Raw genomic sequence first — 23,176 nt, 5'->3', positions numbered from 1 at the left:
GGACGCGTCACCATGCCGAAGACCATCACGCTCCGGCCCAGAACCGCGGCCGGCGTCGACGGGCCGCTGGCCTCGCTCGGCGGGCTGTTGCGCGACTGGCTGCCCCGGCAACGCTGGTTCGCGGGCAAGGACCGGCCCGTCACCGATCTTTCGGTGCTCTCCGTGACCGAGCTGTTCCCCGGGTGTCTGCATCTGCTGGTGCACGCCTCGCACGCGCCGGTGCCCACGCCCGGCGGCACTCCCCCGCCCGGTGACTGCTACCAGCTGCTGCTGGGGCTGCGGCAGCATCTCGCGCCGCGCCTGGAGCGGGCGTTCATCGGACGCGCCGAGGAGGGTCCGCTGGCCGGCTTCGCGGTCTACGACGCGCTGCACGACCCGCGCTCGGCGAACCTGCTGCTGGAGCGGCTGCGCCGGCCGGGCACGGCGGGTCCGCTGCGCTTCGAGGCCGACCCGGCCGTCCTGCTGCCCGGAGGTCTTCCCCCGCGGCTGCTGGACGCCGAGCAGTCCAACACGTCGATCGTGTACGGCGACGCCTTCATCCTGAAGCTGTTCCGCCGGATCCAGCCGGGCGTCAACCCGGACCTGGAGGTGTCGGCGGCACTCGCCGCGCAGGGCTGCACCCGGGTCCCGGCGCCGGTGGCCTGGTTCACCACCAGCGCGCCGCGGCCGGCGACGCTCGGGGTGCTCCAGCCGTTCCTGCCGGACGCCACCGACGGCTGGACGCTGGCGCTGCGCGCGCTCGCCGCGGGCGACGACTTCACCGCCGAGGCCCGGGAGCTGGGCCGGGCGATGGCCGAGGTGCATCTGGCGCTGGCCGGTGCGTTCCCGCCGGCCGGGCCGGGCGAGACGGGCCGTACGGCCCAGGAGATGTGCGCCCGGCTGGAGGCGGCCGCGCACGCCGTGCCGGGGCTGCGCCCGTTCGTGCCGGGGCTGCGGGCGGCGTTCGGGGCGCTCGCCACGTGCGACGCCGGTCCCCCGGCGCAGCGCGTGCACGGCGATCTGCACCTCGGGCAGGTGCTGCGGGCCGGGCGCGACTGGTTCGTCATCGACTTCGAGGGCGAGCCGTCCCGGCCGCTCGCCGAGCGGCGGGCCCCGCAGTCCCCGGTGCGGGACGTGGCCGGGATGCTGCGCTCCTTCGACTACGCGGCCCGGCAGCGCCGCCCCTGGCGACCCGAGTGGGCGCGCCGCTGCCGGGAGGCGTTCTGCGCGGGCTACGCGGCCCGTGCCGGCTGGGATCCACGCAAGAAGCACGCGCTGCTGCGCGCGCACGAGACGGACAGGGCGGTCTACGAGGTGCTGTACGAGGCGAGACACCGGCCGGACTGGCTGCCGGTACCGATGGCGGCGATCAAGCGGCTCGCCGTGTGGGGAGGCTGAGGTCATGGCACTGCGCGACACCGCGCGTCCCGAGGCGGCCGGTCCCGCGCCGGCTGCGGCCCCGCCGCTCGGCCCGGACGACCGGGGCCGGCTGCTGGCCGGCGCCCATCACGATCCGCACGCCCTGCTGGGCGCGCATCCGGTGCCCGGCGGCATGTGTGTGCGGGCCCTGCGCCCGAACGCCCGCGAGGTGAGCGTCGTCGCCGACGGCGTGCGCACCCCGCTCGCCTCGGAGGGCGACGGCCTCTTCGCCGCCGTTCTCCCCTGGGCGGAGATCCCGTCGTACACCCTGTTGGTGGCGTACGACGACACCGAGGTGGAGACGCACGACCCGTACCGCTTCCTGCCCGCCCTGGGCGAGCTGGATCTGCATCTGATCCGGGAGGGCCGGCACGAGGAGCTGTGGCGGGCGCTCGGCGCCGAGCCGATGACCCACCAGGGCGTGGCCGGCACCCGCTTCACCGTGTGGGCGCCGAACGCCCAGGGCGTGCGGGTGGCCGGGGAGTTCACCTACTGGGACGGCACCCAGTACCCGATGCGGTCGCTCGGCGCGTCCGGGGTGTGGGAGCTGTTCCTGCCCGGGATCGGCGAGGGCGCCCGGTACAAGTTCGAGATCACCTCCCGGTACGGCCACCGGTTCCTGAAGGCCGACCCGATGGCACGGGCGACGGAGGTGCCGCCGGACACGGCGTCGGTCGTCACGGTCTCGCGGTACGAGTGGGGCGACGCTCAGTGGATGGCGCACCGCGGCGACACCCCGGTGCACGAGGCGCCGTTCTCCGTGTACGAGGTGCATCTGCCCTCGTGGCGGCCGGGCTCGACCTATCGCTCGCTGGCGGAGGAACTCCCGGCGTACGTCAAGGAGATGGGCTTCACCCATGTGGAGCTGATGCCGGTGGCCGGGCATCCGTTCAGCGGTTCCTGGGGCTACCAGGTCACCTCCTACTACGCGCCCACCCCCCGGCTCGGCTCGCCGGACGACTTCCGGTACTTCGTGGACGCCTGCCACCGGGCCGGAATCGGCGTGATCATGGACTGGGTTCCGGCGCACTTCCCGAAGGACGACTGGGCGCTGGCCCGGTTCGACGGGGACCCGCTGTACGAACCCGGGGACTGGCGGCGGGCGGAGCATCCGGACTGGGGCACCTACGAGTTCGACTACGGGCGGACCGAGGTGCGCAACTTCCTGGTCGCCAACGCCGTCTACTGGTGCGAGGAGTTCCATGTCGACGGGCTGCGGGTGGACGCGGTCGCCTCGATGCTCTATCTCGACTACTCGCGGGACTCCGGGCAGTGGGAGCCGAACGTGTTCGGCGGGCGGGAGGACCTGGACGCGGTCGCGTTCCTCCAGGAGATGAACGCCACGGTCTACCGGCGCTGCCCCGGGGTGGTGACCATCGCCGAGGAGTCCACCGCGTGGGACGGGGTGACCCGGCCGACCGACGGCGGGGGGCTCGGGTTCGGGCTGAAGTGGAACATGGGCTGGATGCACGACTCCCTGGAGTACGTGCAGAAGGAGCCGGTGCACCGCAAGTACCACCACCACGAGATGACCTTCTCGATGGTGTACGCCTACAGCGAGAACTACGTGCTGCCGATCTCCCACGACGAGGTGGTGCACGGCAAGCAGGCGCTGGTGTCGAAGATGCCCGGCGACTGGTGGCAGCGGCGCGCGAACCACCGCGCCTACCTCGGCTTCATGTGGGCCCACCCGGGCAAGCAGCTGCTGTTCATGGGGCAGGAGTTCGCGCAGGGCGCCGAGTGGTCGGAGGCGCACGGCCCGGAGTGGTGGCTGCTCGGTGACGACTACCACTCGGCGGGCGATCACCGGGGCGTGCAGCAGCTGGTCCGGGACCTGAACGCGCTGTACCGGGCGACCCCGGCGCTGTGGCAGCGGGACACCGACCCGGGCGGCTTCCGGTGGGTGCTGTGCGACGCGGCGGACGACAACGTCTTCGCGTTCCTGCGTTACGACAGCACGGGTACCCCGCTGCTCGCGGTGTCCCACTTCTCGCCGGTCGTCCGGGAGGACTACCGGCTGTGGGTGCCCGAGGAGATCCCCGCCTGGCAGGAGGAGCTGAACACCGACGGTCTCCAGTACGGCGGCAGCGGCGTCGTCGTCGGCGCGCCGGGGGCGCTCAAGCCCGAGGACGGGTCGCTGCGGGTGACGCTGCCGCCGCTCGCCACGGTGTTCCTGACCCCGCTGCGCTGAGCACCGTCAGGTGTCGACGGCCGTACCAGGGGCATTCGGGGGTCGTACAGACCCACGACTGTCCCTGGCGGCATGAGCGGGACAGGACGTCCCGTGGCCTGACAGGAAGGAAGGGCGGCACTCGGTGCGCACGGTCGGTGTGGAGGAGGAACTCCTTCTGGTCGATCCGGACAGCGGTGACCCGAAGGCGCTGGCGGCGGCCGTGCTCGCGCAGGCCGCGCAGGACGATCCCGGACAGGAGGTCTTCGACAAGGAGCTGTTCCGGCAGATGCTGGAGTTCGCCACGCATCCGCAGTCGGACATGGCGGCACTGGGTGCCGAGATCGTGCGCTGCCGGAAGGAGGCGGCCCGGCACGCCGGGCAGTTCGGCTGCTCGGTCGCCGCGCTCGCCACCTCCCCGCTGCCGGTCAGCCCCAGCCTCACCGTGAACGAGCGGTATCAGTGGCTGGCCGAGCATTACGGGATCGGCACCCGGGACCAGCTGGTCTGCGGCTGCCATGTGCATGTGTGCATCGAGTCGGACGAGGAGGGTGTGGCGGTCCTGGACCGGATCCGGCCGTGGCTGCCGGTGCTGTCCGCGATGAGCGCCAACTCGCCGTTCTGGCAGGGCCGGGACACGGGGTACGCCAGCTACCGCACCAGGGTGTGGGAGCGCTGGCCGTCGGCCGGGCCGACCGAGCCGTTCGGGTCGCCGGAGCGGTACCACGGGCGGGTGGCGGACATGGTGGCCACCGGCGTCATCCTGGACGAGGCGATGGCGTACTTCGACGCGCGACTGTGCGCCCACTATCCGACGGTGGAGATCCGGGTGTCCGATGTGTGCCTGCGCGCGGAGACCGCCGTACTGATCGCCACGCTGACCCGCGGCCTGGTGGAGACGGCCGCCCGGGACTGGCGGGCGGGCCGGCCGCCGTGCGGGCACAGTGTGAGCCTGCTGCGGCTGGCCGCCTGGCAGGCGGCCCGCTGGGGCCTTCAGCGGGAGCTGCTCGATCCGGTGACCATGCGGCCCCGGCCCGCCGCGGACGTGCTGCGCTCGCTGCTGGACTACACCAAGGACGCGCTGCGCGAGAGCGGTGACACGGAGCGGGCCGAGGAGGGCGTGGCCGAGCTGCTGCGGCGGGGCAACGGCGCGCAGGAGCAGCGCCGGCTGATGGAGCACACGGACAGCCTGCGCGGTGTCGTCACCGCGTGCGTGCGGCGCACCCTGGACTGAGGCTCAGAGGATCAGCACCAGGGCGTACACCAGGAAGAAGGCCGCGATCAGGACGACGAGGACGAGGATCACCGTCAGCGGCGCCTTGGCCCAGCCTCTGCTCGTGGCGTCCGGCTCCCGCGGGCCGGCCTGGGGCATGCTGCTCTCGGCGGGCGGGGTCTCGCCGGGCGGGACGCCGCCTCCGGGCTCCAGGCCCGTGGTGCGCTCGGGTTCGGGATCGGGGTTCACATGGCTCATGCCTGCCGAGTCCCCAGGACACGCCGACATCATCAGCCGATCACGACTTCCGCATTCCCGACCCCGGAGGCGGCCCCCTGGGCTACATTCGAGCACCGCCGACGACAGAGCCGATCGGCGGAGTGACCCTCCGTACTCCGGGAGCAGCGCATGCGGGACGTCGCCCTCGCTCCGGCCGGCCCCTCCGTGCTGACCGGCGGTCTCGCCGACAGTGTCTTCGAGACGGCCGACCGCCGGCCCACCCTGCCCGTGCTCGCGCACCGCGCGGACCGGACCGCGAGCCGGTGGGAGGAGGTGACGGCGGTGGAGCTGCGGGACGCGGTGGCCGACCTGGCCAAGGGGCTGATCGCGGCCGGTGTCTCCCCGGGACGGCGGGTGGCCCTGATGGCGCGCACCCGCTACGAGTGGACGCTGTTCGCCCTGGCCCTGTGGGCGGTGGGCGCCGAGGTCGTACCGATCCATCCGGCGTCCTCCCGGGACCAGGCCGAGTGGATCCTGCGGGACGCCGACTGCGAGGCGGTGGTCGTCGAGGACGAGCAGGGCGTGATGACCGTCGGCACGGTGTGCGCCCGGCTGCCCCGGCTGCGGCATGTGTGGCAGCTGGACGCGGGCGCGGTGGCCGAGCTGGTGGAGCGGGGCGCGGCCGTGCCCGACGCCACTTTGGAGTCGCTGCGCCGGCTCGTGCTGCCGGACGCCACGGCGGCCGTCGTCTACACCTCCGGCACCTCGGGCCGCCCGCTGGGCTGCGCGCTCAGCCACCGCGGCCTGGCCTATCCCTGTGACACCCTGCTGACCGGCTGGCTGCACACCGCGGCACCGCCGGGCGAGCAGCCCTCGGTCCTGGCCTTCCTGCCGTTCTCGCACGTCTACGGCATCATGATCATGCTGACCTGTGTGCGCGGCGGGGTCCTGATGGCGCACGAGCCGGAGCTGACCGAGGAGGCGCTGGGGTCGGCGCTGGCCACCTTCCGGCCCACCTATCTGTACGGCGTGCCGTCGCTGTTCGAGAAGCTGTACAAGAAGTTCCTGCGCGCCGCCCAGCAGTCCGGCCGGGGCGCCCTGTTCGAGCGGGCCGCGCAGACCGCGCGGGACTTCGCGGCGGCCGAGGAGCGGCGGCGGCTCGGCACCGGGACGGGTCCCGGCCTCGAACTCAGGGTCCAGCACGCCCTGTACGAGCGCACGGTGTACCGCAGGCTGCGGGCGGCGCTCGGCGGCCGGGTGATGCGCGGCACGTCCGGCGGTTCCTCGCTCAGCCGTGAACTGTCGCTGTTCTTCGCGGGCATCGGGGTGTACGTGCACGACGGCTACGGGCTCACCGAGACCTCCGGCGGGATCACCATGCAGCCGCTCGGCCGGGAGAAGTCCGGGACGGTGGGCCGGCCACTGCCCGGCACCGACGTCCGGGTGGCCGACGACGGGGAGATCCTGGTGAACGGCCCGTCGGTGTTCCAGGGGTACGCCGGCGACGAGGCGGCGACCCGGGCGGCGCTGCGCGGCGGCTGGCTGGCCACCGGGGACATCGGCCGGCTGGACGCGGAGGGCTATCTGACGATCACCGGCCGGAAGAAGGACATCATCGTCACCAGCGGCGGCACCAGTGTGGCACCGGCTCCGCTGGAGCAGCGGCTGCGGCAGCATCCGCTCGTCCACCAGGCGGTGGTGATCGGCGACAACCGGCCCTGTGTGGGGGCGCTGATCACCCTGGACCCGGAGTTCCTCGCGCACTGGCGGGCGGCGCTGGCGCTGCCGCGCGACGCCCCGGGCCGGGAGGCCCGCGAGGAGAACGCGCTGCGCGAGGAGATCGCGCGGGCGGTGGCGGCCGCCAACACCACGGTGTCCCGCGCGGAGTCCATCAGGGTCTACCGTGTGCTCCAGGAGCCGTTCGCCGCGGACAACGGACTGCTGACGCCGTCTCTGAAGCTGCGCCGGGACGCGATCGTGCGGCACTGGGCGGCCGAGATCGACGCCATGTACGAGGCGCGCTCCTGGACCGGGCGCAGCGTGCCGGAGCCGGCCGACTGGGACGAGTCGGACGACGTCTTCCGCTGAGCGTGCCGAGGAGGTGCAGCCGTACGGACCGCCTTTCGGGGCGCACGGATAGCCCGGCCCGGGTGGGGGAACCCGCAGCGCAGGAAGAAGCAGCGACGACGACCGACCCGGTCGCCACGGGCCGCAGGGGCCCGTTACGCGTCCGGGGGCGGGGAATGCGAGATGGCGACGGAGCCGCGTTGGGACGACACGCCGGACTCGGAGGAGCGGTGCGAGCGCACGTTCTCCTTCGACGGTGAGCTGCGCAATGTCACAGAGGCGCGGCTGGCCGCCGAGGAGTTCCTCGGTGCCCTCGCCCGGGACACGCCGCCGGGTGCGCACGAGTACTGGGACGACATCCTGCTGGTGGTGACCGAGCTTGCCGCCAACGTGATCCAGTACGCGCCCGGTCCGTTCGGGCTGCGGATGCGCCGGACCTTCGACGGTGTGCACGTGACGATGCGCGACACCAGCACGGTGAAGCCGGAGCCGCGGCCCTTCCGGCCGCACACGGGCGGCGGCGGCATCGGCTGGCATCTGGTGCACACGCTGTGCACCCAGGTGAGCGTCGTCGTCCATGAGGGTGGCAAGGACATCCATGTGTTCCTGCCCTGGTGACCGCGGGACAGGGGGGTATCCGCACGGGTAGCCGTACCCAGCTGGCGGAACGGCTCGGCCGGCTGTGGGATCGAAGGTGCCGCGCAGAAAGGGATGAACACCGTGACACGACCCAGGATCCTGGTGGTGGGCGCAGGCTTCGCCGGAGTCGAGTGTGTCCGCCGCCTGGAGCGGAAACTCGGCCCCGACGAGGCCGACGTCACCTTGGTGACTCCGTTCGCCTACCAGCTCTATCTGCCTCTGCTGCCGCAGGTGGCCTCCGGCGTCCTCACCCCGCAGTCCATCGCCCTGTCGCTGCGGCGCAGCAAGAAGTACCGCACCCGGATCATCCCGGGCGGGGCGATCGGGGTGGACCTGAAGGCCAAGGTGTGCGTCGTACGCACCATCACCGACAAGCTGGTGAACGAGCGTTACGACTACATCGTGCTGGCACCGGGCAGTGTGACCCGGACCTTCGACATCCCGGGGCTGACCGAGCACGCCTTCGGCATGAAGACCCTGGCCGAGGCGGCCTACATCCGCGACCACGTCATCTCCCAGCTCGATCTCGCGGACGCCAGCGACGATCCCGCCGAGCGGGCGGCCCGGCTCCAGTTCGTGGTGGTCGGCGGCGGCTATGCCGGCACCGAGACCGCGGCCTGCCTCCAGCGGCTGACGCACGCGGCCGTGACCCGGTACCCGCGGCTGGACCCGGGCCTGATCAAGTGGCATCTCATCGACATCGCGCCCAAGCTCATGCCGGAGCTGGGCGACAAGCTCGGCCGCAGTGCGCGGGAGATCCTGGGGCGGCGCGGCATCGAGGTGTCGCTGGGGGTGTCGATCGAGAAGGCCGGGCCGGAGGAGGTCACCTTCACCGACGGCCGGGTGGTGCCGACGCACACGCTGATCTGGACGGCGGGTGTGGTCGCGAGTCCGCTGATCGCCACGCTCGGCGCGGAGACGGTCCGCGGCCGGCTGGCGGTCACCGCCGAGATGTGCCTGCCCGGCCACGACGGGGTGTTCGCACTCGGCGACTCGGCGGCGGTGCCGGATCTGGCCAAGGGCGAGGACGGTGCGGTCTGCCCGCCCACGGCGCAGCACGCGATGCGGCAGGGCCGGAAGGTCGCGGACAACGTCATCGCGACGCTGCGGGGGCAGCCGCGCCAGCCGTACGTGCACAAGGACCTGGGTCTGGTCGTGGACCTCGGCGGCAAGGACGCGGTGTCCAAGCCGCTCGGTGTGGAGCTGCGCGGGGTGCCCGCGCAGGCGGTGGCCCGCGGCTACCACTGGTCGGCGCTGCGCACGAACGTGGCCAAGACCCGGGTGATGACCAACTGGCTGCTGAACGCGGTCGCGGGCGACGATTTCGTCCGCACCGGCTTCCAGGCGCGCAAGCCCGCCCGGCTGAAGGACTTCGAGTTCACCGACGCGTATCTGACGCCGGAGGAGGTGCGGGCCCGGGTGGAGGGCGGTGCCACCGCGAGCCCGTGACCTGAGCCGGGGACGTGACCGGGCCGGTTGCCGCACCCCTGGCCGAGGGCCGGTGGTGCGGCGGCTCGTGCGATGCTGGGGTTGATCGGTTTCTGGCACGGCATGCACGGACACGGGAGAGCGCGGCGGCGTGAGGGTGGCGAGGCGGTCGGGGCGGGTGCGGTTGTGGGACCGGCTGGCGGCATCCGATCCCGGGTTGCTGCGGCTCACCGCCGGACTGCGCACGGTCACCGCGATCGCGCTCACTCTCGCCGTCCTCGCCGTGCTGCGGGTCCCGGTGCCGCTGCTGGTGGCCGGGGCGATGGCGGCGATGGTGGCGACCTTCGCCATCCGGGAGAAGCAGCGCGCGCAGCAGGCCGTGACCCTCGCGCTCGGCCTGCCGGTGGCGCTGGCCTCGGTGTCGCTGGGTGCGCTGCTCAACCAGCGGGTCGTCGTCGGCGACCTGTTCTTCGTCCTGCTCATCTTCAGTGCCGTCTACGGCCGCCGGTTCGGCGACCGCGGCACCGCGCTCGGGCTGATCGGCTTCCAGATCTACTTCCTGTCCCTGTTCGTGCACGCCACCCCCGCCGTGCTGCCGCAGCTGTACGGGGTGCTCTGCGTGGCGTTCGGGTGCAGTGCCACCGCCCGGTTCGCGCTGCTGCCGCAGACCCCGGCGGGCACCCTGGACCGGCTGCGGCGCGCCTTCCGCGCGCGGCTGGCACAGCTCATCGCCACCCAGGCGGAGCTGCTGGACGCCGGCCCGGCGGACGCCGAGAAGGTCCTGGACGACCTGCGCACCGGCACGGCGCGGCTGCACGAGACGGCGCTGCTGATCCAGGGCCGGCTGGAGGACGGCACCTTGGACGAGGGGGCGGCCCGGCTGCTCCAGCGCCGGATCGCGGACGCCGAGATCGCCGCCGAGCGGCTCGGGCTGCTGCTGCTCACCGCGCGCAGCGCCCAGCGCACCGACACCCTCACCCTGCATCTGCCGGGCGCCCCGCTGCCCTCCGGGGGCGAGCTGCCGGTGCGGGACGAGGCGTCGGCCGCGCTGCGCCGGGACCTGGGGGCACTGCGGGAGCTGATGGTGCGTCCGCGCGGCGAGGCGTCGGGGACGGCGCTGGCCCAGGTGCGCAACCGGCTGCTCGGCTACCGCGACGAGGAGAACCTGCCGCCGGCCGCCCCGGCGGTACAGGACGTGTTCCGCGGCCTCGGCGAGGCGGCCCGGGCGGCGCTCGGTCTGCGGATGGCGCTGGACGGGCCGCAGGACGAGTCGGACGACAGCCCGGCGACCACCCGCTCGCGCGAGGAGCTGGACGCGGAGGACGCCGCGATCGAGGCCCGCGAGGAGAGCGAGCCGGAGGAGGCGGAGGCGACCGGGCTGCGCCGGCCCACCACCCGGGCCGCCGTCCAGGTCGCCGTCGGTTCCTCGCTGGCCATCGTCGGCGGTGAACTGCTGTCCACTCAGCGCTGGTACTGGGCGGTGCTGACCTGCTGGATCGTGTTCCTCAACACCGCCTCCACCGGCGAGATCCTGGTGAAGGGCTACCGCCGGCTGCTCGGCACGGTGCTGGGCGTGGTGGCCGGCATCGGGCTCGCCGGGCTGGTCGGGCAGCACACCTGGACGGCGTTCGGGCTGGTGCTGGTGTTCATCTTCGCGATGTTCTACAGCGCTCCCCTGTCGTACACGCTGATGTCGTTCTTCGTCACGGCGATGCTGGGGCTGCTGTACACGCTGCTGAACACCTACAGCATGGCGGTGCTGGTGCTGCGGGTGGAGGAGACGGCGCTGGGCGCGGCCTGCGGGGTGATCGCGGCGGCGCTGGTGCTGCCGGTGCGCACCGACCGCCGTACCAACGAACTCCTCTGCACCGTCCTGGACCGGCTCGCCGGGCTCACCCGGGGCGCCGTCGAGCAGCTGAGCGGCGGAGCGGGCGCCGACCTGGTGGAGCAGGCGCGGGAGCTGGACCAGGCGCTGGCCGACCTGCGCGCGGCCACCCAGCCGCTGACCCACCCGATCACCCCGCTGCGCTCCCGCCGGGACACCGCCCGGTACGTGGTGGCGCTGCTGGAGACCTGCGCGTATCACGGGCGGTCGCTGGCGGCGACGGCGGAGCTGCTGCCGACCCATCCCTCGATCGCGGCGGACCCCCGGCTGCGCGGCGCGTGCGCGCGGATCGTGCACAACATCGAGGCGATCGCCGCGCATGTCGCCGATCCGCGGTCCGCCGAGGAGCTGGAGTCCGGGCCCAGCATCGCCTCGATGCTGGAGCCCGGCACCCTGCGCACGCCCCGCTACGGCCGGGTGACCGACCGGGTCCTGAGGCATCTCCAGCGCCTGGACGAGGCGGTCTCCGGTCTGGCCCGGCCGCTGGGCATGGGCGCGCGGGCCTGAGGCCGCGGCGCCGGCTCAGCAGGTGCCGGTGCCGCCCGGGCGCGAACCGAGCGCCTCGTCGCGGACGCGGGCGCAGCTGCGGCTGATCAGCCGCGAGACGTGCATCTGGGAGATGCCGAGCCGGTCGGCGATCCGGCTCTGCGTCATGTCCTCGAAGAAGCGCATGTAGAGGATGGCGCGCTCCCGCTCGGGCAGCCGGCGCAGTCCCTCCTTGGCGGCCTCGCGGTCGACCACGACGTCGTAGGAGGTGTCCGGGGAGCCCAGGGTGTCGGCGAGGCTGTAGCCGTCGTCGCCGGTGTTCAGCTCGGCGTCCAGGGACAGGGTGCTGAAGCTCTCCAGCGCCTCCAGGCCGGCCGTGACCTCGTCCTCGGTGAGGCCGGTGTGCTCGGCGAGGGCGGCGACGGTGGGTTCCGGGCTGCCCGGGTGCTGGGTGAGTTCGCGGCGGGCCACCCGAACCCGGTTGCGCAGCTCCTGCACCCGGCGGGGTACGCGCAGAGCCCACATCCGGTCCCGGAAGTGCCGCTTGACCTCGCCGGTGATGGTGGGCACGGCGTAGCTCTCGAAGGCCCCGCGCGAGGGGTCGAAGCGGTCGATGGCCTTCACCAGGCCGAGCGCGGCCACCTGGCGCAGGTCCTCGACGGACTCGCCGCGGTCGCGGAAGCGGCTGGCGATCCGGTGGGCCATGGGCAGCCAGGCGGTGGTGAGCTCGTCGCGTACGGCGTCCCGCTCCGGGCCGTCGTCCAGTTCCGCCAGCCGGGCGAAGAGCGCCGCGGTGTCCGGGGCGTCGTCGTGGGGGCGCCGGGTGGGCGCGGCGGCGGTGTCGGTGTCGGTGGCGGGCGTGCCGGGACGGCTTGTCGACAGGTCGGTCAGCATGCGGATTCGCTCCTGAACGTGGTTTCAGGGCACGACCGGAAGAGGATTTCCGGTTCCGGGCCCGAACGGTGGTGTCAGGGTTCGCCGCGGGTGGGCCGCCGGTCCGCCGGGAGGGACCCGGGCAACCGTACGGTTCCCGCTGGGCGCGCGCCTCCGGTCCGAAGCACGAGACTCCGTCTGCCCCCCGACCCGACGGGCAAACGCCCTCGTCCCCGACGGTCGAACGCCCCTGGCCGAACGGTCGAAAGTTCTCCTCCCCGCCCGACAAACGCCCCCCACCGGACACACGGAAATCCCCGCCCCCAGCAGCCACACGCCGCCGACGAGACACACGAACACCCTCGGCCTCGCCAGCCAGACGCTCCCAGGCCAACGGCCCCAACGAGCAAACGCACCTCGCCGGACACGCGGAACTTCCCGACCCCAGCGGGCACACGCCCCCGGCCAGACACGTGAACACCTTCGGCCTTGGCAGCCAGACGCTCCCAGCCGAACGGACAAAAGTCCTCGGCAGCCGCACGCAAAGGCCGCGGGCGGATACGCACAACACCGCGGCCTCGCCAGGCAGACACTCGCAGCCCAGCAGGCGAAAGCCCTCGGCGCCAACGGGCAAAGCGCTCCCCGGTCAGAAGCCCCGCCCCGACAGGCAGCCCCCAGCTCGGACACGGGCAAGTTCCCGACCGACCCAGCGGCAGAGTCCCCGGCCGAACACCCGAAAGCCCCGCCCACGACAGGCAAGCCCACCCCGGCCACACGCACGCAAGGCCGACGACCCCACCAGCCACATGCCCTCGGCGCGGGCCCCCCGGACCGCCGAAAGTGCACGGCACGAAAGGCGGGCCGGTGGACGGGTGGGCGGCGCCGGCGCGGGCTCAGCGCAGCGCGACCACGGCCGTGACGCGTTTGCCGCCGCAGGGCAGTTCGGCCACCCGTACATCCCGGGAGAGCCGGCACACGATGGGCCAGCCCCGGCCGCCCGGCCGGGCCAGTCCGCGCTCGTCCGTGGCGGTGAGGGCCACCGGCACCTCCTCGCTGCGGTCGCTCACCGACACCCGTACGCCGCCGGAGTCGACGGCGACGTCGAAGCCGGTGATGCCGCCGCCGTGCAGGATGGCGTTGGTGGTGAGTTCCGAGGTGACCAGCAGGATGTCCTCCATGGTCTCCGGGGCGCACGGCAGGGCCCGATCCCGGCACCGCTCGGCCACCACGCGCTCGACCGTTCTGCGGGCGTCGGCCGGCCGGCACGGCAGCCGGCGCGGTTCCCGTCGGCTCGTCGAGGAAATGGTCCGGTGCTTGATGGACATCCGATCCCTCCTGAGACGTAAGCCCTTATCTTTCGGCTGACCTCTCAGGGCGCCGCCAAACACCCTCGGTACGGATGCCATTACCGCGCCGCTGCCGGGTACCCGGGCCACATGACCGATGTGGTGGACGCGGACGAGTTGTTGCGGCGCATCCAGCGCGCCCGGGCCTGCGCGGCCGAGGAGGAGCGGGCCTGGCACGGGCGGGCCCGGAGCCTGTCGGCGAGCGATCCGGACGGCGCGCGGGACGCGACGGTGCGGGCGCGGGCGTACGAGGCGGTGCTGCGGGTGCTGGACGAGATCGTCACCCCGGGCAAGGCCGCGCGGAGCGCGGACGCGGCGGCGGAGGGACCCACGGAGGGTGCCGGAGTGAAACAGGTCACTTGACCCGTTCCTGGTTACCGGAACGCACCCCAAGTGGTTTATCGTTCATACATACGTGGTGCGGAGCGGACCGGAACCGTCCTTCTGTGCTCCCCGCATCACCGCATACGGCCCTGGCCGGCCTCCCCCGTCCGGCCAGGGCTTTTTGCTGCCCGAAATCGCCGCCGACCGGGGCAAAGCCCGCGTTTCGAGGTGCCCCGGGCGGCCGCACCGGCTGAAATGGGCTGAGGGAAAGCACCCGAACCGCCGCCGGCGAGGAGCCCCGCCCCATGACCAAAGCGATCAAACTGCTCACCGCCCTGCCCCAGGCGCAGCGCGAGCGCCTGATGGAGCTGGCCAAGGAGGTGTCCTTCCCGGAGGACACCCGCATCTTCGAGGCGGGCGGCACCGCCGACCGCTTCTGGGTGATCCGCTCCGGCGCGGTCCACCTGGACCAGCAGGTCACCGCCCGTCAGCGGGTCACCGTGGCCACGCTCGGCGCGGGCGACCTGCTGGGCTGGTCCTGGCTGTTCCCGCCGTACGAGTGGGACTTCGGTGCGGTCGCCTTCAGCAATGTGAGGGCCTACGAGTTCGACGGTCCGTCGGTGCTCGGGCTGTGCGTGGAGGATCCGCTGCTCGGGCTGTCCCTGGTGCGGACGGTGGCGGAGGTCCTCGCCAGCCGGCTGGAGGCGACCCGCGGCAAGCTGCTGGACCAGTACGCGCTGCGCCGCAGCCCTCCGCTGTAGGGCGTGGCGGTCAGATCCGGTAGCGGCGCAGGGCCGGCATCGCGGCGGCCAGCGTCAGCATCACCACGACGACCAGCGCGCCGCCGCCCGCGACGGCGGCGCGCGGACCGAACGCGGAGCCGGCGGTACCGTGCAGCACGTCGGCCAGGCGCGGGCCGCCCGCCACCACCACGGTGAACACGCCCTGCATCCGGCCGCGCATCTCGTCCGTCGCGGCCGACAGCAGGATCGCGCCGCGGAACACCATCGAGACCATGTCGGCCACCCCGGCCGCCGCGAGGAAGACCAGGGCGAGCCAGAGGTTGCCGCTCAGCCCGAACCCGGCGACGGCCACGCCCCAGCCGACGACGGCGCCGATCACCATCGCGCCGTGCCGGCGGGCGCGGGAGAAGACCCCCGAGAAGAGGCCGCCGAGCACCGCGCCGACCGGGATGCCCGCGAACAGCACACCGAGCGCGAGACCCTCGCCGTAGGAGTGGTAGGTCTCCGCGGCCAGCTGCGGGAACAGGGCGCGGGGCATGCCGAGCACCATGGCGACGATGTCGGCGAGGAAGGACAGCAGCAGCACCTTGTGCCGGGAGATGTAGCGGAACCCGGCCGCTATCTCGCGCACCCCGGCCCGGCGGGCGGGGCCGTCGCCGAGCGGGGGCAGCCCGGGGAGCCGGAACACGGCCCACACGGTCACGCACAGCGCGAGGGCGTCGATGAGGTACAGCTCGGGCAGGCCGATGACCGGGATGAGCACACCGGCGAGCAGCGGGCCGGCCACCAGCCCGGTCTGCATCACCGTGGAGCCCAGCGCGTTGGCGGCGGGCAGCTCCTCCGCCGGGACCAGGCGGGCGATGGAGGCGTTGCGGGCGGGCGCGTTGAGCCCGAAGAAGGCCTGTTGCAGCGCGAGCAGGACCATGAGGACGACCACGGAGTCCAGCCCGGTGACGGCCTGGGCGAAGAACAGCAGGGAGGTCACCGCGATCCCGCTGTTGGTGACCAGCAGCAGCTTGCGGCGGTCCACGGTGTCGGCCACCGCGCCGCCCCACAGCGCGAACGCCACCATGGGTATCAGCCCGGCCAGGCTCGCGTAGCCGACCCAGGCCGAGGAGTGGGTGATGTCGTAGATCTGCTTGGGCACGGCGACGGCGGTGAGCTGGCTGCCGACGGCCGTGACGATGGTCGAGGACCACAGCCGCCGGTAGGCGGGGATGCGCAGGGGCCCTGTGTCCATGGCCCAGCGGCGCCAGCCGCGCCGGGGTGCGGGCGGGGCCGCCGGGGTGAGGGAGTCGGTTTCGCTGGTGCTGGTCTCGCTGGTGTCCACGGGTGTCCTGTTGCCGGTCCGCCGATGAAGGTTGCTCCCTCCATCTTTTTCACTTCGAGAGCCTAACTATCTCAGCAACCCGTGTGGAAGCCACCGGTATTTCGCTCAGGCCCCGGCGATCAGCGTCGCGCCGAGCCCCAGCATGGTGACGGCGACCAGCCCGTCCAGCACCCGCCAGGCACCGGGGCGGGCCAGGAAGCGGCCGAGCAGCCGGGCACCGAAGCCGAGCGCGGCGAACCAGCACAGGCTGGCGAGCGCGGCACCCAGCCCGAAGGTCCAGCGCAGCGGCCCCCGGTCGGCGGCGAGCGAGCCGAGCAGGAAGACGGTGTCCAGGTAGACGTGCGGGTTGAGCCAGGTCATGGCCAGGCAGGTGAGCACCGCGCGGCGGCGGGAGCCGGCGGCCTCGCCCTCGGTGCTGAGGCCGGCCGTGCCGGGCCGCAGCACCCGGCACGCGGCGAGGGCGCCGTAGCAGAGCAGAAAGGCACCCCCGACGATGCCGACCGCGCGCAGCGCGCCCGGCCAGGTCACGACGACGGCGCCGACCCCGCCGACGCCGAGCGCGATGAGCACCGCGTCGGAGAGGGCGCAGATGCCGACCACGGCGAGGACGGCGTCCCGGCGCACCCCTTGGCGCAGGACGAAGGCGTTCTGGGCGCCGATGGCGACGATCAGGGACAGGCCGGTGCCGAATCCGGCGGCCGCGGCGGCCAGGGTGTGGTTCATGCCGTCGACGCTAGGCAGGCCTACCATCCCAAGTACAGCTAAAGATTCTTACGTACCATTAGCCGATGTGATGAACGACCTTCCCGTGGAGCAGGTGCGGACGCTGCTCGCCGTGGTGGACGAGGGCACCTTCGACGCGGCGGCCGCGGCCCTGCATGTGACGCCGTCGGCGGTGAGCCAGCGGATCAAGGCGCTGGAACAGCGCACCGGCCGGGTGCTGCTCCAGCGCACCAAGCCGGTGCGGCCCACCGAGTCGGGCGCGGTGCTGGTGCGGTTCGCCCGGCAGCTCGCCCGGCTGGAGCGGGACGCCTGGGGCGAGCTGGGGCTGAGCGGCGCCGGGGAGCCGACGCGGGTGTCGGTGGCGGTGAACGCGGACTCGCTGGCGACCTGGTTCCTGCCCGCGCTGTCCCGGGTGCCGGGGCTCTGCTTCGAACTGCACCGGGAGGACGAGGACCACACCGCGGCCCTGCTGCGCGAGGGCCTGGTGATGGCGGCGGTGACCTCCGCGGCCGATCCGGTGCCGGGCTGCACGGTCCGGCCGCTCGGCCGGATGCGCTATCTGCCGGTGGCGGCACCGGAGTTCGTCGCCGCGCACCTGTCGGACGGGCCGCTGCCCGAGGTGCTGCCCCGGGCACCGGTCGTCTTCTTCGACCGCAAGGACGACTTCCAGGACGTGTTCCTCCGGCGGCTGGGCCATGTGCCCGCCGGTCCGTTCCGGCACTATGTGCCCACCTCGGAGGGGTTTGTCGACGCGGTGGCCGCGGGGCTCGGCTGGGGCCTGGTCCCCGAGGCCCAGGCCCGACCGCTGCTGGCCGAGGGTCGGTTGGCGCTCGTCGCGGCCGGCGAGTGGGTGGACTGCGCGCTCTACTGGCAGCAGTGGAAGCTCGACTCCCCCGCGCTGGCCGCCCTGGCCGAGGCGGTGACCGCCACCGCGGCGCGGGCGCTGCGCCGTTGACCTCTTCGCTTCCCGTGCGGCGCCGGCCGGCCGGAAGCGGAGTACGGTGGTCCGCGACGGCGGAGCGGTCGGCACCCCGGCTCGCCGCCGGGTGCCCGCCCGGGCGGGGGCGCCGCCGTGCCCCAAAGGCCTTTCGGCCCCGCCGAGTTGAGCGCGTACGGCCCACCGCGGGACCGCGCGCGCCGTGACCCGCAGACGGTCGTCCTCCGAATCCCCTCCGGTCGCGTCGTTTCACCTCGCCCCGACCGGTCACCCGAGTCGGCAGCACTCAATCGACAGGCACGGACGACTTCGATTCCGAGCAGGAGACTTCGATGGACAACTGGCGCGACCATGCCGCGTGCCGTCACGAGGACCCCGATCTCTTCTTCCCCGTCGGCACCACCGGGCCCGCGCAGGTACAGATCCAGCGGGCCAAGGAGGTGTGCGTGCGATGCCCGGTCCGGGAGCAGTGCCTGGACTGGGCCCTGGACACCGGCCAGGGCATCGGCGTCTGGGGCGGGAAGACCGAGCTGGAGCGGCGCGCGCTGCGCCGCCGGGCCTCGTCCCGGCCGCGCTCGGGCTGATCCCCGGCACGCTGCGCCCGCACCGGGCGCGGCACCCCGGCCGGCTCAGCGGCCGCTGCGGCGCAGGGTCCCCCAGTGCCGCTCCTGCCGGGCGACCTCGGCGCGGGCCGCGTGGATCACCCGGTCGGCGATCCAGCACACCGGCTCGACATCGGCCACCAGCGGCTCGTTGTCGGGGCCCCGGCCGGTCTCCCGGCCCCTGAGCACCCAGGGCCGGACGCCGGGGCCCTTCTCGTGCGGCAGGTGCGCGTAGTCGTACAGGCGGCGGGCCACCCACAGCTCCACCGACCGGTCCGCCCACCAGTCCTCGACGTCGAGCGGGTTCGCGGAGAGTCCGGGCAGGGGTACGCCGGTGAGCGCGTCCAGGCTGGAGACCCGGTCGAGGTCGGGGCCGGGCCCGGTGGACCAGCGCACGTACAGGCCGCGCTGCCGCTGCACCAGGCCGGCCATGTCGGCGAGCGTGGACACGACCGGCAGGTCATCCGCTGGACTCATGGCATGGCCTCTCCCTCGGCACCGCCCCCACCGCTTGCGTCCCCCGGTCGGTCGGAGTACCCAGGGGGCGGTCCGGGAACCAAATCCGCCGGGCCGGGGTGCGGCACCGGGAGGGCTCAGGCGCCGGCCGGCTTGCCCTTGTCGTACAGCCAGGTGTGCAGCAGTCCTGCCACCGGCTTCCCCGACGTCTTCTCGGCGAGCCGTACGAACTGCGCCGTGGTGCCGTGTCCGTCCCGGTGTGCGGCGGCCCAGGCGCGCAGGATGCGGAAGAAGTCCCGGTCGCCGACGGCCTTGCGCAGCTCGTGCAGGGCCATGGCGCCCCGGGCGTAGACGGGGGTGCCGAAGATGTGCGCGCCGCTGCCGGGGTCGCCGGGCGGGTAGGCCCACAGCGCGTCGCTCGCGGGGCGGGCGTACAGGGCGTCGAAGGTCTTCTGGGCGCTGTCGCCGCCGTGCTGCTCGGCGTAGAGCCACTCGGCGTAGGTGGCGAAGCCCTCGTTGAGCCAGATGTCCTTCCAGGCGGTCAGCGAGACGGAGTCGCCGAACCACTGGTGGGCGCTCTCGTGCACGAGGGTGCTGATGTCGGGCGCGGAGTCGTAGAGCGGCCGGGTCTGGGTCTCCAGGGCGTAGCCCACGTTCGGGGCGTGGTCGACGATCGAGCCGGCGGCGCGGTACGGGTACGGCCCGAAGAGCTTGCTCTCCCAGGCCAGCACGGAGGGCAGCTTCTTCAGCACGGGAGCGGCGGCGCGCGCCTCCCGGGGGTCGACGGCGTTGTACACCTGGATGCCGTCGCGGGTGGTGTACCGCTCGACCTGGAACTTTCCGACGGTGGCGGTGGCGAGGTAGGCGGCCATGGGCCTGCTCTCGCGCCAGCGGAAGGTGGTCCACCCGTGATCGGTGTGCGTATCCCTCAGGACGCCGTTGGCGACGGCGGTGCGGCCCTTGGGCACGGTGAGGGTGAAGTCGTACGACGACTTGTCCCGGGGGTGGCTGTTCGCCGGGAACCAGGTCATCGCGCCCTGCGGCTCATTCGCGACGAACGCGCCGTCGTCGGTGGCGATCCAGCCGTCCGCGGAGCCGTCGGGGTCGGTGACCGGCTTCGGGGTGCCGTGGTAGGCGACGGTGACCTCGAACCCCTGGCCCGCGCGGAGCGGGTGGGCCGGGGTGACGACGAGTTCCTGGCCGCTGCGGGTGTAGCGGGCGGCGGTGCGGCCGACGGTGACACCGGTGACCGTCAGGCCCGTGAGGTCGAGGTCGAACCGGGTGAGCCGCTGGGTGGCGCGGGCGCTGAGGACGGCGGTGCCGTCCAGGCGCCGGCCGGCGGTGTCGTAACGGAGCGTCAGACCGTAGTGCCGGACGTGGTAGCCGCCGTTGCCGCTGAGCGGGAAGTACGGGTCGCCGGCGCCGGCCGCGCCGATCGTGCCGGCCGACGCGGGTACGGCGGTGCCGACGAGCGCGGCGAGGGCGAGGGGCAGGGTGGCGAGCACCGCGGTACGGCGGCGGTGCGGTCTGCTGGGCGGCGTCACAGGCGCTCCTGTCAGCGGGGAGGCGGATGATCCAGAGTAGGTGCAGAGGGGCCCTGATCCGCCAGGTTCGGCCAACTCGCGTCGCGTCACGGCCGGATGGCCGAGGGCCGCCGCAGTACGCTCGCGGCACCGTCGGCGACCCGAGAGGGGCCGGTGCGTGAGCGTGCGCGTACGCCGAGTCTACGGTGGTTCCGCGGTGGCGGCTCGTACGACGAGTTCCGGGCCCGGTACGAGGCGGAGCCGGCCGCTCCCGAGGCCGCCGGGCTTCCGGACGGCCTGCGCGCGTCGGCCCGCGTGGGGCGCGTGACCCTGCTGACGGCGTCCAGGACGCCGGAGCGGAGCCACGCGCAGGTACTGCTGGAGTTGCTGGGCGGCCGAGGTCAGCCCGTGTGCCGGGCCGCGTGCCGGCCGGCCGCCCGCCCGGAGAACAGGCAGCCGCCGAGGAAGGTGCCCTCCAGCGCGTTGTAGCCGTGCACACCGCCGCCGCCGAACCCGGCCACCTCGCCCGCCGCGTACAGGCCCTCGATGGGTGTGCCGTCGGTTCCGAGGGCGCGGGAGTCGAGGTCGGTCTGGATGCCGCCGAGGGTCTTGCGGGTCAGGACGTGCATCCGGACGCCGATGAGAGGGCCGGCGGCCGGGTCCAGCAGACGGTGCGGGGCGGCGACCCGGCCGAGCCGGTCGCCGAGGTAGCGGCGGGCGTTGCGGATGCCCTGGACCTGGGAGTCCTTGCTGAAGGGGTTGGCGATCTGCAAGTCGCGGGCCTCGATCTGGCGGCGCACCTCGGCGGCGTCGAGCAGCGCCTTGCCGGTCAGCCCGTTCATCTTCTGCACGAGCTGTTCCAGGTTGCCCGCGGTGACGAAGTCCGCGCCGTGGTCGAGGAAGGCCTGCACGGGCCCGGGGGCGCCCTTGCCGAGCAGCCGGTCGCGCAGGACGGCCTTGCGGTCCTTGGCGGTGATGTCGGGGTTCTGCTCGGAGCCGGAGAGGGCGAACTCCTTCTCGATGATCTTCCGGGTGAGGATGAACCAGGAGTGGTCGTACCCGGCGATGTCCTCGGTGGTGCGCAGGTACTTGAGGGTGTTGAGGGTGTCGTAGCCGGGCAGGCAGGGGTCGGGCAGCCGGCGGCCGAGGGCGTCCAGCCAGATGGAGGAGGGGCCGGGCAGGATGCGGATGCCGTGGCCGGGCCAGACCGGGTCCCAGTTCTGCAAGCCCTCGGTGTAGTGCCACATGCGGTCCCGGTTGACCAGCCGGACGCCGGCCCCGGCGCTGATGTCCAGCATCCGCCCGTCGACGTAGGCGGGCACGCCGGTGACCATCTCGGCGGGCGGGGTGCCGAGCCGCTCGGGCCAGTAGCGGCGGACGATGTCGTGGTTGGCGCCGATCCCGCCGGTGGTGACGACCACGGCCTGGGCGGTGAGTTCGAAGTCGCCGATCCGCTCGCGGCTGGAGGCGACGCCGCGCGGTGCGTCGTCGGCGGCGAGGACGGTGCCGCGCACCCCGCGGGCCGTGCCGTCCTGAATGACCAGCTCGTCCACCCGGTGGCGGTGGTGGAAGGTGAGCAGCCCGTCGCGTTCGGCCTGCTTGGCGTAGCGGACGAAGGGCGCGACCACCCCGGTGCCGGTGCCCCAGGCGACGTGGAAGCGCGGCACGGAGTTGCCGTGGCCGTTCGCCCGGAGGTCGCCGCGCTCGGCCCAGCCGACGGTGGGCAGCAGCTCGATGCCGTGGCCCTGGAGCCAGGAGCGCTTCTCCCCGGCCGCGAACTCGACGTAGGAGCGGGCCCAGCGGACCGCCCAGGAGTCCTCGTCGTCCTGCCGGTCGAACTGGGCGCTGCCCTGCCAGTCGTTCCAGGCGAGTGCGAAGGAGTCCTTGATGCCGAGGCGGCGCTGTTCCGGGGAGTCCACGAGGAAGAGCCCGCCGAAGGACCAGAACGCCTGGCCGCCGAGGTTGGCGGCGTTCTCCTGGTCGACCAGGGCCACCCGGCGGCCCCGGCGGTTAAGTTCGTGCGCCGCGACCAGGCCGGCGAGGCCCGCTCCGACGACGATGACGTCCGCGTCCATGGCGACTGTGTCCTTCCTCAGATCCTCGATGGGGAGCTGCTGCCGTCGGTGAGAAGTGCGGTGAGCAGTTGCTTCAGCCAGGCCCGCGCGGCCTCGACGTCCCGGTCCAGCAGGAGCTGGACGGTGACGCCGTCGTACGCGGCGACCACGGCGTGCGCGGCGCCGTCCGCGTCGCCGAGCACGGCGGGCAGTGCGGTGTGGCCCCGGGACCGGAAGAGCCGGTCGGCGACGGCCTGGCGCAGCCGGGCCCGGTGGTCCAGGAGGGCCTGGGCGACGTCCGGATCGCGGGCCGCGTGCACCAGGAAGTCGGTCTTGACGAGCAGCCAGTCCACGTCGAGGAGCAGCACCTCGGTGACCCGGTCCACGGCGGCGGGCACGTCGTGGCCGGGGCCGTCCTGGGCGAGCGCGTCGGCGACCTGGGCCGCGATGAGGTCGGCGCGCTCCTGGTAGAGGGCGAAGAACAGCTCGTCGAGGGTGGCGAAGTTCGAGTAGAAGGCGCCCCTACTGTAGCCGGCGGCGTCGCAGATCTCCTCGATGGAGACCCGCCCGAAGCCCTTGGCGGCGAACACCGTGAAGGCGGCGTCGAGCAGCTGGGCGCGCGTCCGGGCCCGCCGCCGGGTGACCCGCGGGGCCGTCTCCTCGGCCGTCATCTGCACCGCCTTCCGCATGGGATACATGAATGTATCGGATACATCGATGTATCGAAAGCGCACGGACGCGGGCACGGAAACTTCCTTGG

Annotated in this window: 21 protein-coding genes; 12 read left to right on the top strand and 9 right to left on the bottom strand. The window is 73.3% G+C overall.

Annotated elements, in window-relative coordinates; all coding sequences use genetic code 11:
- The first annotated feature begins 12 nt into the window (after positions 1 to 12).
- The 3 genes from ACWCV9_RS27650 to ACWCV9_RS27640 all read left to right on the top strand — a co-directional run bounded on the left by ACWCV9_RS27650 (position 13) and on the right by ACWCV9_RS27640 (position 4,802).
- Positions 13 to 1,377, top strand: coding sequence for a maltokinase N-terminal cap-like domain-containing protein (locus ACWCV9_RS27650; protein ID WP_450790529.1), 1,365 nt, complete (start codon positions 13 to 15; stop codon positions 1,375 to 1,377).
- A 4-nt stretch (positions 1,378 to 1,381) separates the two neighbouring features.
- Positions 1,382 to 3,589, top strand: a complete 2,208-nt coding sequence (gene glgB / locus ACWCV9_RS27645) for a 1,4-alpha-glucan branching enzyme (RefSeq protein WP_450790527.1) — start codon at positions 1,382 to 1,384, stop codon at positions 3,587 to 3,589.
- A gap of 124 nt (positions 3,590 to 3,713) precedes the next feature.
- A complete protein-coding gene (locus ACWCV9_RS27640) occupies positions 3,714 to 4,802 on the top strand; it encodes a glutamate--cysteine ligase 2 (RefSeq protein WP_450790526.1) in 1,089 nt (362 codons plus the stop codon).
- Between the two features lie 3 nt (positions 4,803 to 4,805).
- Here ACWCV9_RS27640 and ACWCV9_RS27635 read toward each other — a convergent pair whose 3' ends face one another.
- Positions 4,806 to 5,039: a DUF6480 family protein gene (locus tag ACWCV9_RS27635; protein WP_450790524.1), complete on the bottom strand. Its 234-nt coding sequence runs from the start codon at positions 5,037 to 5,039 to the stop codon at positions 4,806 to 4,808.
- Between the two features lie 150 nt (positions 5,040 to 5,189).
- On the opposite strand from ACWCV9_RS27635, the gene ACWCV9_RS27630 reads away from it, so the two are divergent.
- From ACWCV9_RS27630 to ACWCV9_RS27615, 4 genes are all read left to right on the top strand, one after another.
- A complete protein-coding gene (locus ACWCV9_RS27630; protein WP_450790523.1) occupies positions 5,190 to 7,088 on the top strand; it encodes an AMP-dependent synthetase/ligase in 1,899 nt (632 codons plus the stop codon).
- Between the two features lie 162 nt (positions 7,089 to 7,250).
- A complete protein-coding gene (locus ACWCV9_RS27625) occupies positions 7,251 to 7,685 on the top strand; it encodes an ATP-binding protein (RefSeq protein WP_450790522.1) in 435 nt (144 codons plus the stop codon).
- A gap of 93 nt (positions 7,686 to 7,778) precedes the next feature.
- A complete protein-coding gene (locus ACWCV9_RS27620) occupies positions 7,779 to 9,155 on the top strand; it encodes an NAD(P)/FAD-dependent oxidoreductase (RefSeq protein ID WP_450790520.1) in 1,377 nt (458 codons plus the stop codon).
- 130 nt (positions 9,156 to 9,285) lie between these two features.
- Positions 9,286 to 11,526, top strand: a complete 2,241-nt coding sequence (locus tag ACWCV9_RS27615; protein WP_450790519.1) for an FUSC family protein — start codon at positions 9,286 to 9,288, stop codon at positions 11,524 to 11,526.
- 15 nt (positions 11,527 to 11,541) lie between these two features.
- Here ACWCV9_RS27615 and ACWCV9_RS27610 read toward each other — a convergent pair whose 3' ends face one another.
- Together ACWCV9_RS27610 and ACWCV9_RS27605 are read right to left on the bottom strand one after the other, a co-directional pair.
- Complete coding sequence (locus ACWCV9_RS27610; RefSeq protein ID WP_450790518.1) at positions 11,542 to 12,399, bottom strand: RNA polymerase sigma factor SigF; 858 nt, start codon at positions 12,397 to 12,399, stop codon at positions 11,542 to 11,544.
- 872 nt (positions 12,400 to 13,271) lie between these two features.
- A complete protein-coding gene (locus tag ACWCV9_RS27605; protein WP_450790516.1) occupies positions 13,272 to 13,703 on the bottom strand; it encodes an ATP-binding protein in 432 nt (143 codons plus the stop codon).
- A 111-nt stretch (positions 13,704 to 13,814) separates the two neighbouring features.
- Here ACWCV9_RS27605 and ACWCV9_RS27600 point away from each other — a divergent pair, with 111 nt between their 5' ends.
- Both ACWCV9_RS27600 and ACWCV9_RS27595 read left to right on the top strand, forming a co-directional pair.
- Positions 13,815 to 14,087 (top strand): hypothetical protein, encoded by a 273-nt coding sequence (locus tag ACWCV9_RS27600; RefSeq protein ID WP_450790514.1) that lies wholly within the window; start codon positions 13,815 to 13,817, stop codon positions 14,085 to 14,087.
- A gap of 266 nt (positions 14,088 to 14,353) precedes the next feature.
- Positions 14,354 to 14,809: a cyclic nucleotide-binding domain-containing protein gene (locus ACWCV9_RS27595; RefSeq protein ID WP_450790512.1), complete on the top strand. Its 456-nt coding sequence runs from the start codon at positions 14,354 to 14,356 to the stop codon at positions 14,807 to 14,809.
- A 10-nt stretch (positions 14,810 to 14,819) separates the two neighbouring features.
- Here the strand turns inward: ACWCV9_RS27595 and ACWCV9_RS27590 are convergent, their stop codons facing one another.
- Entirely contained in the window at positions 14,820 to 16,121 is a 1,302-nt protein-coding gene (locus tag ACWCV9_RS27590; RefSeq protein WP_450790510.1) for an MFS transporter, read from the bottom strand.
- 105 nt (positions 16,122 to 16,226) lie between these two features.
- On the bottom strand, positions 16,227 to 16,844 hold the full coding sequence (locus tag ACWCV9_RS27585; protein WP_450790509.1) for a LysE/ArgO family amino acid transporter: 618 nt from the start codon (positions 16,842 to 16,844) through the stop codon (positions 16,227 to 16,229).
- 70 nt (positions 16,845 to 16,914) lie between these two features.
- Here ACWCV9_RS27585 and ACWCV9_RS27580 point away from each other — a divergent pair, with 70 nt between their 5' ends.
- Both ACWCV9_RS27580 and ACWCV9_RS27575 read left to right on the top strand, forming a co-directional pair.
- Positions 16,915 to 17,799 carry a LysR family transcriptional regulator ArgP gene (locus tag ACWCV9_RS27580; RefSeq protein WP_450790507.1) on the top strand — a complete coding sequence of 295 codons (885 nt, stop codon included), beginning with the start codon at positions 16,915 to 16,917 and terminating at the stop codon, positions 17,797 to 17,799.
- 314 nt (positions 17,800 to 18,113) lie between these two features.
- Positions 18,114 to 18,365 carry a WhiB family transcriptional regulator gene (locus tag ACWCV9_RS27575; RefSeq protein WP_385841026.1) on the top strand — a complete coding sequence of 84 codons (252 nt, stop codon included), beginning with the start codon at positions 18,114 to 18,116 and terminating at the stop codon, positions 18,363 to 18,365.
- A gap of 45 nt (positions 18,366 to 18,410) precedes the next feature.
- On the opposite strand, the gene ACWCV9_RS27570 is transcribed toward ACWCV9_RS27575, so the two are convergent.
- Together ACWCV9_RS27570 and ACWCV9_RS27565 are read right to left on the bottom strand one after the other, a co-directional pair.
- Positions 18,411 to 18,860 (bottom strand): DUF6098 family protein, encoded by a 450-nt coding sequence (locus tag ACWCV9_RS27570; protein ID WP_450790505.1) that lies wholly within the window; start codon positions 18,858 to 18,860, stop codon positions 18,411 to 18,413.
- Between the two features lie 116 nt (positions 18,861 to 18,976).
- Entirely contained in the window at positions 18,977 to 20,383 is a 1,407-nt protein-coding gene (locus ACWCV9_RS27565) for a M1 family metallopeptidase (protein ID WP_450790503.1), read from the bottom strand.
- A 96-nt stretch (positions 20,384 to 20,479) separates the two neighbouring features.
- On the opposite strand from ACWCV9_RS27565, the gene ACWCV9_RS27560 reads away from it, so the two are divergent.
- Positions 20,480 to 20,851 (top strand): DUF488 family protein, N3 subclade, encoded by a 372-nt coding sequence (locus ACWCV9_RS27560; RefSeq protein ID WP_450790501.1) that lies wholly within the window; start codon positions 20,480 to 20,482, stop codon positions 20,849 to 20,851.
- Here ACWCV9_RS27560 and ACWCV9_RS27555 read toward each other — a convergent pair.
- Positions 20,764 to 22,437, bottom strand: a complete 1,674-nt coding sequence (locus tag ACWCV9_RS27555) for an FAD-binding dehydrogenase (protein WP_450790499.1) — start codon at positions 22,435 to 22,437, stop codon at positions 20,764 to 20,766. The genes ACWCV9_RS27560 and ACWCV9_RS27555 overlap by 88 nt on opposite strands.
- Before the next feature lie 17 nt (positions 22,438 to 22,454).
- On the bottom strand, positions 22,455 to 23,087 hold the full coding sequence (locus tag ACWCV9_RS27550) for a TetR/AcrR family transcriptional regulator (RefSeq protein ID WP_450790564.1): 633 nt from the start codon (positions 23,085 to 23,087) through the stop codon (positions 22,455 to 22,457).
- Positions 23,088 to 23,176: the final 89 nt, after the last annotated feature.

The sequence above is a fragment of the Streptomyces sp. NPDC001606 genome (assembly GCF_053596835.1).
The sequence above is the reverse complement of the archived record's forward strand: the minus strand, read 5'-3'. Positions and strand labels throughout refer to the sequence as shown.